The 7,356-nt window shown below is 69.9% G+C and carries 4 protein-coding genes; 2 read left to right on the top strand and 2 right to left on the bottom strand.

All coding sequences use genetic code 11. The features are described from left to right. On the top strand, positions 1-231 hold a 231-nt coding region (locus tag CEK65_RS15805), incomplete at its 5' end, for an ATP-binding protein (protein WP_255424535.1). A gap of 161 nt (positions 232-392) precedes the next feature. Here CEK65_RS15805 and CEK65_RS15800 read toward each other — a convergent pair. After that, the gene (locus tag CEK65_RS15800) at positions 393-2,117 is read right to left on the bottom strand and encodes an EAL domain-containing protein (RefSeq protein WP_152182288.1); all 1,725 of its coding nucleotides are present in this window, start codon (positions 2,115-2,117) and stop codon (positions 393-395) included. Positions 2,118-2,121: 4 nt separating this feature from the next. Further along, positions 2,122-4,224: a PAS domain S-box protein gene (locus CEK65_RS15795; protein ID WP_226980598.1), complete on the bottom strand. Its 2,103-nt coding sequence runs from the start codon at positions 4,222-4,224 to the stop codon at positions 2,122-2,124. Positions 4,225-4,387: 163 nt separating this feature from the next. On the opposite strand from CEK65_RS15795, the gene CEK65_RS15790 reads away from it, so the two are divergent. Then, complete coding sequence (locus CEK65_RS15790; protein ID WP_026143349.1) at positions 4,388-7,177, top strand: bifunctional diguanylate cyclase/phosphodiesterase; 2,790 nt, start codon at positions 4,388-4,390, stop codon at positions 7,175-7,177. Positions 7,178-7,356 lie beyond the last annotated feature (179 nt).

Here is a 7,356-nt window from a genome sequence, read left to right as displayed (position 1 = left end):
CGGGCGTCGCGCGACGGCGGCTCCGGCATTCCCGCTCATCTCCTGCCGCGGATCACCGAGCGCTTCTGCCGCTTCTCCAGCAGCCGCGCGCGCGAGAGCTGCGGCACCGGCCTGGGCCTGTCGATCTCCTACGGCATCGTCAACAAGCACCACGGCCGCATCGATGTCAGCAGCGTCGTCGGCGAGGGCTCGACGTTCCGGATCGTGATTCCGGTTAGGCAGCCGAAGTAGCTGGGAATGGGGAATCGGGAATGGGGAATCGGAAAAGCGGGAGCGCTGACGCTGTTCGCTTTCCGTGTACCCGATGTCGCCTCAATGACCTGACCTGAAAAATGAAAAGCCGCAATGCGGCTTTTCCCATTCCCGATTCCCCGTTCCCGATTCCCAGCCCCTCAGGGCCCCGCATCCCGCCGCTGTTCGTCGTGCGTGCGGAAGGCCTGGCGGATGTGTTCGCGCAGTTCGTCGTCGTTCCACGGCTTGGTCAGGAAGCGGTAGATCGCGCCGCGGTTGATCGCGTCGGTGACGGTGGCCAGGTCGGTGTAGCCGGACAGGACCAGGCGGATGGTGTCGGGGTAGAGCATCTTCACCCGGCCCAGGAACTCGGTGCCGCTCATGTCGGACATGCGCTGGTCGGACAGGATCACCTGCACGTCGTTGGTGGCGAGCAGGTCGAAGGCGTCGCGGACGTTGCCGGCGGCGAGGATGCGGTAGCCGTCGCGGCGGAACAGCCGCACCAGCGAGCGCAGCACGTTCTCTTCGTCGTCGAGCAGCAGCAGGGTGCGGTCCGGGCGGGTCTCGGTGAACGATTCCGGGCGCAGGTAGCGCCGGCGCAGGGCCATGCCCGCCGCTTCGGCGGACATCGGCTCGCCGAACAGATAGCCCTGGAAGATGTCGCAGTCGTTGCGGCGCAGGAAGCCGAGCTGCGCCTGCGATTCCACGCCGTTGGCGATCACCACCATGCCCAGCTGGTGGCCCATGGCGATGATCGCGCGGGCGATCGCCGCCTCGCGGTTGCCGGCCGGTGCGCTCTTGATGAAGCTGCGGTCGATCTTCAGCTTGTCCACCGGGTAGCGCACCAGTGCGCTGAGGCTGGAATCGCCGGTGCCGAAGTTGTCCAGGCTCAGGCTGATGCCTTCGCGGCAGAGATTAGCCAGGGTCTCGTGGACGAAGTTGACGTTGTTGGTCAACGCGCTCTCGTTGATCTCCAGTACCACCATCTGCGGCGGTACCCCGGCCGCCTGCAGCGCCGACATCACCTCGTTGAAGAAGGTCGGGCGCAGCAGCTGCAGGGTGGAGACGTTGACCGCGATGGTGAAGTCGTCGAAGCCCTGGTCGCGCCACAGCCGCGCCTGGCGCAGCGCGCCTTCCATCACCCAAGTACCGATCTGCACGATCACGCCCAGGCGCTCGGCGGTGCGCATGAAGCGCTCCGGCACCAGGATGCCCAGGGTCGGCGACTGCCAGCGCAGCAGCGATTCCATGCCGACCACGCGACCGTCGCGGGCGCTGACCATTGGCTGGTAGCGCAGGCGCAGCTCGCCGTTGGGAATGGCGTCGACGATCTGCCGCGAGATGATGCTCTCGCTGTGCGCGCTGGGCGGGCCGTCGGCGGCGTACAGGCGCACCAGGTTGCCGCCTTCGCGCGCGGCCTGATAGACCGCATCCTCGGCGAAGTCGAGCAGGGTCGACAGCCGCGTGGAATGCTCCGGGCACAGGCTCACGCCGATCTTGCCGGTCATGAACAGGGTGTACGGCAGCACCGACAGCGGCAGCTCGATCTGCTGCCGGATCTCCTCGGCGAAGGCTTCCGGCGGCGGCACGTCGGCGGTACGCGGTACCGCCATCACCAGTTCGTCGCTGCCGTGGCGCCACAGCAGGCCGCGGCCGCGCAGGTGCGCCTGCAGCCGGTGCGCGAGCAGCGCCAGCGCCTGGTCGCCGACCTCCGGGCTCATGTTCTCGTTGATCGAGGCGAAGTGGTCGATGTCGATGTGCAGCAGCATCACCCCCGGCCCGCCGGCGAGCGCCTCGGCGATCATGCCGGTCAGGGCGGGATGGCCCGCACCCAGGCGCGACGGCAGTTCGTCGTCCACGGGTAAGGCGCTGGCGGGATTCCACATCGGCTCAGGTTCCAGGCGGGGGCGACGGTGGTGCCGCGGTGGTGTAGGGCAGGCACAGCGTCACCCGGGTGCCGGCGCCGGGCGCGGTGTCGATCTGCAGGGTACCGCCGGCGCTCTGCGCGCGCTCGCGCATCACGATCAGGCCCAGGCCACGCGGCCCGGCCGGATCGAAACCGTCGCCATCGTCGACCACTTCCAGGCGCAGGCGCTGGCGTTCCTCGTCGCCGAGGGTCATCCGCACCTCGCCGGCGCTGGCATGGCGCAGCACGTTGGTCAGGCTCTCCTGGGCGATGCGGAAGCAGGCCTGTTCGACCTCGCCGCTGGGGCGCTCGGGCAGGGTGGCGATGTCCAGGTGCAGGCGCACCGGCGACGCGCGGAACAGCATGCCGGCCTGCCAGCGCAGCGCCGCTTCCAGGCCCAGCGCGTCCAGCTGCGGCGGCCGCAGCAGCGTGGAGAGGTTGCGCAGCTTGGTGATGCTGCTGTCGGCCAGGCTCACGATCTCGCTCAGGTCCTCGCGGCGGCGCTCGGCGTCGGTCTCGTCCAGCGCCGCGTGCGCCGACAGCTTCATCGCGGTGATCGCCTGGCCGATATCGTCGTGCAGGTCGCGCGAGATCGCGCGGCGCTCGTCTTCCTGCAGCGAGAACAGGCGTCGCGCCATCGCCTGCAGTTCGCGGTTGCTCTGCGCCAGCGCATCGCGCATGCGCTCCGGTTCGCTGAGGTCGCGCACGATCAGCAGCTTGCAGTCGCGGCCGCTGTAGCGGACGTTGCCGAACGACAGCCCGGCATGGAACAGCGAGCCGTCGCGGCGGCACATGCGTGCGGTGGCACCGCGTTCGCCCTTGGCCCCGGCCGCGCCCATCCGTTGCCGTACCAGCGCCAGGTCGGCGCTGTCGACCAGGCCCTGCAGCGGCTCGCCGAGCAGGTTCTCGCCCTCGAAGCCGAACTGCCCGGCGCAGGCGGCGTTGGCGTACAGCACGTGTTCCTGGTGCAGGATCGCCACGCCGTCCGGCAGCACGCGCACCAGTTCGCGGAACTGCTCCTCGCGCTCGTGCAGCAGGCGCCGCGAGCGCTCGTGCTCGGTCACGTCCTGCAGGGTGCCGTGCACGCAGGCGCCGCCTGCGTCGTCGCTGGACGATTCGGCGCGCAGATGCAGCATGCGCGCCTGGCCGTCGGCGGCCAGCACCGGCAGCAGCATGTCCAGTTGCAGCGGCGCGCTGCCGCACAGGTCCTCGATCACCCGCTGGATGCGCGTCTGCGAGGCCACGTCGGGCGGCACCAGCAGCTCTTCCAGGCGGTGCTGGCGCGGCTGGTCCGGCACGCGCCGCCCGAGCATCTGGTAGACCTGCTCGGAGTAACTGCCCAGGCCGCTGGCCCGGTCCAGTTGCCAGGAGCCCAGCCGCGCGATCGACTGCGCTTCCTGCAGATGCTGCAGGGCCTGGTCGCGGCGGCGCTGCGCGTCGTATTCGGCGCTGCGGTCGCTGATGACCACCAGCCGCGCCTGCCGGCCGTGGTAGTCCAGGCTGGTACTGCGCGCCTCGGCCATGCACTGGCTACCGTCGCGCAGGCGCAGCGGCTCGGCCACCACGCAGGTCTTGGACGGGGTCTGCCGGATCGTCTCGATCACCTCGGCCAGGCGGGCGCTGGCGCTGGGCGGCCACAGTCGCGCCAATTCCAGTCCGACGAACTCGTCGTGCGACCAGCCGAAGAAGGCGACCGCGGTGGGGTTCACGTCGAGGATCCGCAGGCTTTCCAGGTCGTAGACCAGCATCGGGCTGGGATTGGCGTGGAACATCTGCCGGTAGCCGGCCTCCGACAGCGCCAGCCGGGTGTGCGCCTGCACCGCGGCGCGCACCAGCGGCCGCAGCAGGTAGTACAGGGCGATTGCGGTCAGGGTCAGGAACAGGGCGTCGTTGACCAACTGCAGGACGATCAACGTGCGGGGATCGTCTACGAAATGCGCCAAAACCAGGTCGCTGCCGATCGACAGCGCCAGCCCCAGCAGCACGTACAGCAGCACCACTCTCCAGATGCCGCGGTCCAGGCGCTGCGCCAGGCGCATGCCGGAGGTCGCCTGATGGGGCAGGGAGCTGTCGCGTTGTGGTTGCATGCCCCGGCAGCCTGCTGCGGTGGTCCGTGTCCGGCGGACATCTTAGCCGCTGACGGCCGCCGCGGCCCATGGTCGGGCGGTGCGGGCGCTCAATTAATGCCGCCGGGTGCCGTTATCACCTTCGACCGCTGGCCTTCAGGGCGGCGAAACGGAGCATCTCGGCGTGGATCAAGGCGTCATCGCAAGCTTGCTGCAGCACCCGCTCACCTCGGCGCTCGTCCTGTTGGACGCCGATGGCAGGCCGCTGGCGGCGAACCGGGCAGCGCAGGCACTGGAGCTGCCGCGCACCGTGGAGGCGTACGCCGAGCTGTTGCGTGCGGCCCGCGAGCGCCTGTTCGGCGGCGAGACCATGCTGGCCTGCGCCTTGCCCGGCACCGCCGGGCGACGCCTGGACGGCTGGCTGCGCGCGGTGCGCGACGACAGCGGCGGCCTGCTGGCCTACACCCTCAGCGTGCCCGAACCGGTCGGCAGCGATGGCGCCACCCGCTGGGAGATCGCCCTGGACAGCGCCGAGCACGGGCTGTGGGACTGGGACATCCCCAGCGACACCATCTTCCGCTCCGAGCGCTGGAAGCGGATGCTCGGCTACGCCGGCGATGCTCCGGCCGACGGCCTGAACGCGTTGCTGCCGCTGGTCCACGGCGACGACCAGGAGCGCCTGCGCCAGGCGATCCGCGCGCATTTCGAGGGCCGCACCGAGACCTATATGTGCGAGTTCCGCCTGCGCCGGCAGGACGGGCAGTGGCACTGGATCCTGGACCGCGGCCGCATCGTCGCACGCACCGCCGACGGCAGCCCGCTGCGCATGATCGGCACGCACACCGACATCCACGAGCAGAAGCTGCTCGAACAGCGCCTGCGCGACCAGCAGACCCTGCTGCGCGAGGCGCAGCGCATGACCCGCATGGGCAGCTGGTCCTGGGATCCGCTGCGCGACCGGGTGTGGTGCTCGCGCGAATTCCTGCGCGTCACGGGGCTGGACGAACAGCAGGCGCCGAGCAGCCGCGGGTGGCTGCGCCTGCTCAGCCGCGATTCGATGGCGCAGCTGATCTCGGTCTGGCGGCGCATGGCCCGCGAGGCCAAACCGGCCAACTTCGAGGTCGAGCTGGTGTGTGGCAGCGAGTCGCCGCTGCACCTGCGGGTGTGGGCGCAGCCGCAGGTGGAGGCCGACGGCCGCATCCAGCGCGTGCTCGGCCAGGTGCAGAACATCACCGAGCAGCGTCAGACCGACGCCCTGATCCGCTGGCGCACCGAACTGCTCAACCGCGTCTCGGCGTTGGGCAAGATCGGCGGCTGCGAGATCGAGGTCGGCACCCGGCGCATGCAGTGGACCGAGGAGTGCTACCGCATCCATGGCCTGCGCAAGGAGGCCATCGATCTGGATCACGCGCTGGCCTTGTACACCCAGGACTCGCGCGATGCGTTCGAGTCGGCGCTGGTGCGCATCACCGAGGGCGGCCTGCCGGAGCAACTGGATCTGTGCTTCCACCGCCCGTCCGGGCAGCGCATCTGGGTGCAGGTGCTGATCGAGCTGGACGAACGCGACGGCCTGCCGCCGCGCTTCGTGGTGCTGTTCCGCGACATCACCCGCGAACGCGAGGCCAGCGAGCGCATCGAGCTGCTGGCCCACTACGACCTGCTGACCGGCCTGCCGAACCGGCAGCTGCTGCGCGAGCAGGCCGAGAAGGCGATGCACGAGGCGGTAGAGCGCGGCACCACGCTGGCGATGCTGTTCGTCGACCTGGACGGCTTCAAGAGCATCAACGATTCCTTCGGCCACGCCACCGGCGACGCGCTGCTGAAGCTGGCGGCCACCCGCATGCATCAGCAGCTGCGCACCAGCGACCTGTTCGGCCGCTTCAGCGGCGACGAGTTCGTGGTGGTGCTGCGCGACCTGGCCGAGCCGGGCGATGCCGGGCACGTGGCGCGCAAGCTGATCGCGGCGCTGGCCGAGCCGCTGCACAGCGGCGAGAACGTGATCAAGATCGGCGCCAGCATCGGCATCGCGCTGATGGAGGAGGGGCGCCAGGACTTCGACGGCCTGCTGCGCGCCGCCGACGCGGCGATGTACGCGGCCAAGGAGTCCGGACGCAACACCTGCCATTACTACAGCCAGGACGTGCTGCTGCGCGCGCAGCGGCGCCTGGAGATCGAGCATGCGCTGCATGGCGCGCTGGACCGCGAGGAGTTCTCGCTGGTGTACCAGCCGCTGGTGCACGCGGCGGGCGAGCGCGCGCCGGCGGTGGAAGCGCTGCTGCGCTGGCACCGCCCCGGCCACGGCCATTGCAACCCGGCCGAGTTCATTCCGATCGCCGAGGAATGCGGCGAGATCGTGCGCCTGGGCGACTGGGTAATCGGCGAGGCCTGCCGCCAGGCCGCGGCCTGGGATGCGGCGGGGCTGAGCTTCGACCGGGTCTCGGTGAACGTCTCGGCGATGCAGTTGCGCGACCGCGGCTTTGCCGAGCGGGTGATCGAGCTGTGCCAGCGTAATGGCTGGTCGCCGAAGCGGCTGGAACTGGAACTGACCGAGTCGGCGCTGATCCGCGACAGCGAGTCGCTGCGCCGTTGCTTCGAACTGTTCGAGCAGGAAGGCGTGCTGCTGGCGGTCGACGACTTCGGCACCGGCTTCTCCAACCTGCATTACCTCAATCGCTTCCCGGTGCAGCGCCTGAAGATCGACCGCAGCTTCGTGCAGGACATGCTGCACGACAGCGGCACCGCCAAGGTCACCCAGGCGATCGTGCAGCTCGGCCACGCGCTGGGCATGCAGGTGGTGGCCGAGGGCGTGGAAACCGTGCAGGAAGAGGCCTTGCTGCGGGAGCAGGGCTGCGACGAGATCCAGGGCTATCTGCACTCGCGGCCGCTGCCGCCGCGCGAGCTGGCCGCCTGGTTGCGCGCGCGCCAGCAGGTGGCGCCGGCCACACACCCGCGGCTGGTGCTGGCTGCGCAGTGAATGTGCGGCGCCGCGTGCGCTGCACGGGCTTGCGGCGACGCAGCAGCTGGCTATACTGCGCGCGCCCATCGTTTTCCGGCCAGAGGCCACCTTCCTTGGACAGTCATCCTAGACCGACGCTGCAGCGACAGAGCTGACAGGACCGCCACGGTCTGGGTCGTCCCAGATGGGTCCCGTCC

This window comes from Xanthomonas sp. LMG 12459 (assembly GCF_009192905.1).
In the GTDB taxonomy this organism is placed as follows: Bacteria; Pseudomonadota; Gammaproteobacteria; order Xanthomonadales; family Xanthomonadaceae; genus Xanthomonas_A; species Xanthomonas_A sontii.
This window is presented reverse-complemented; position numbering and strand designations above follow the sequence as displayed.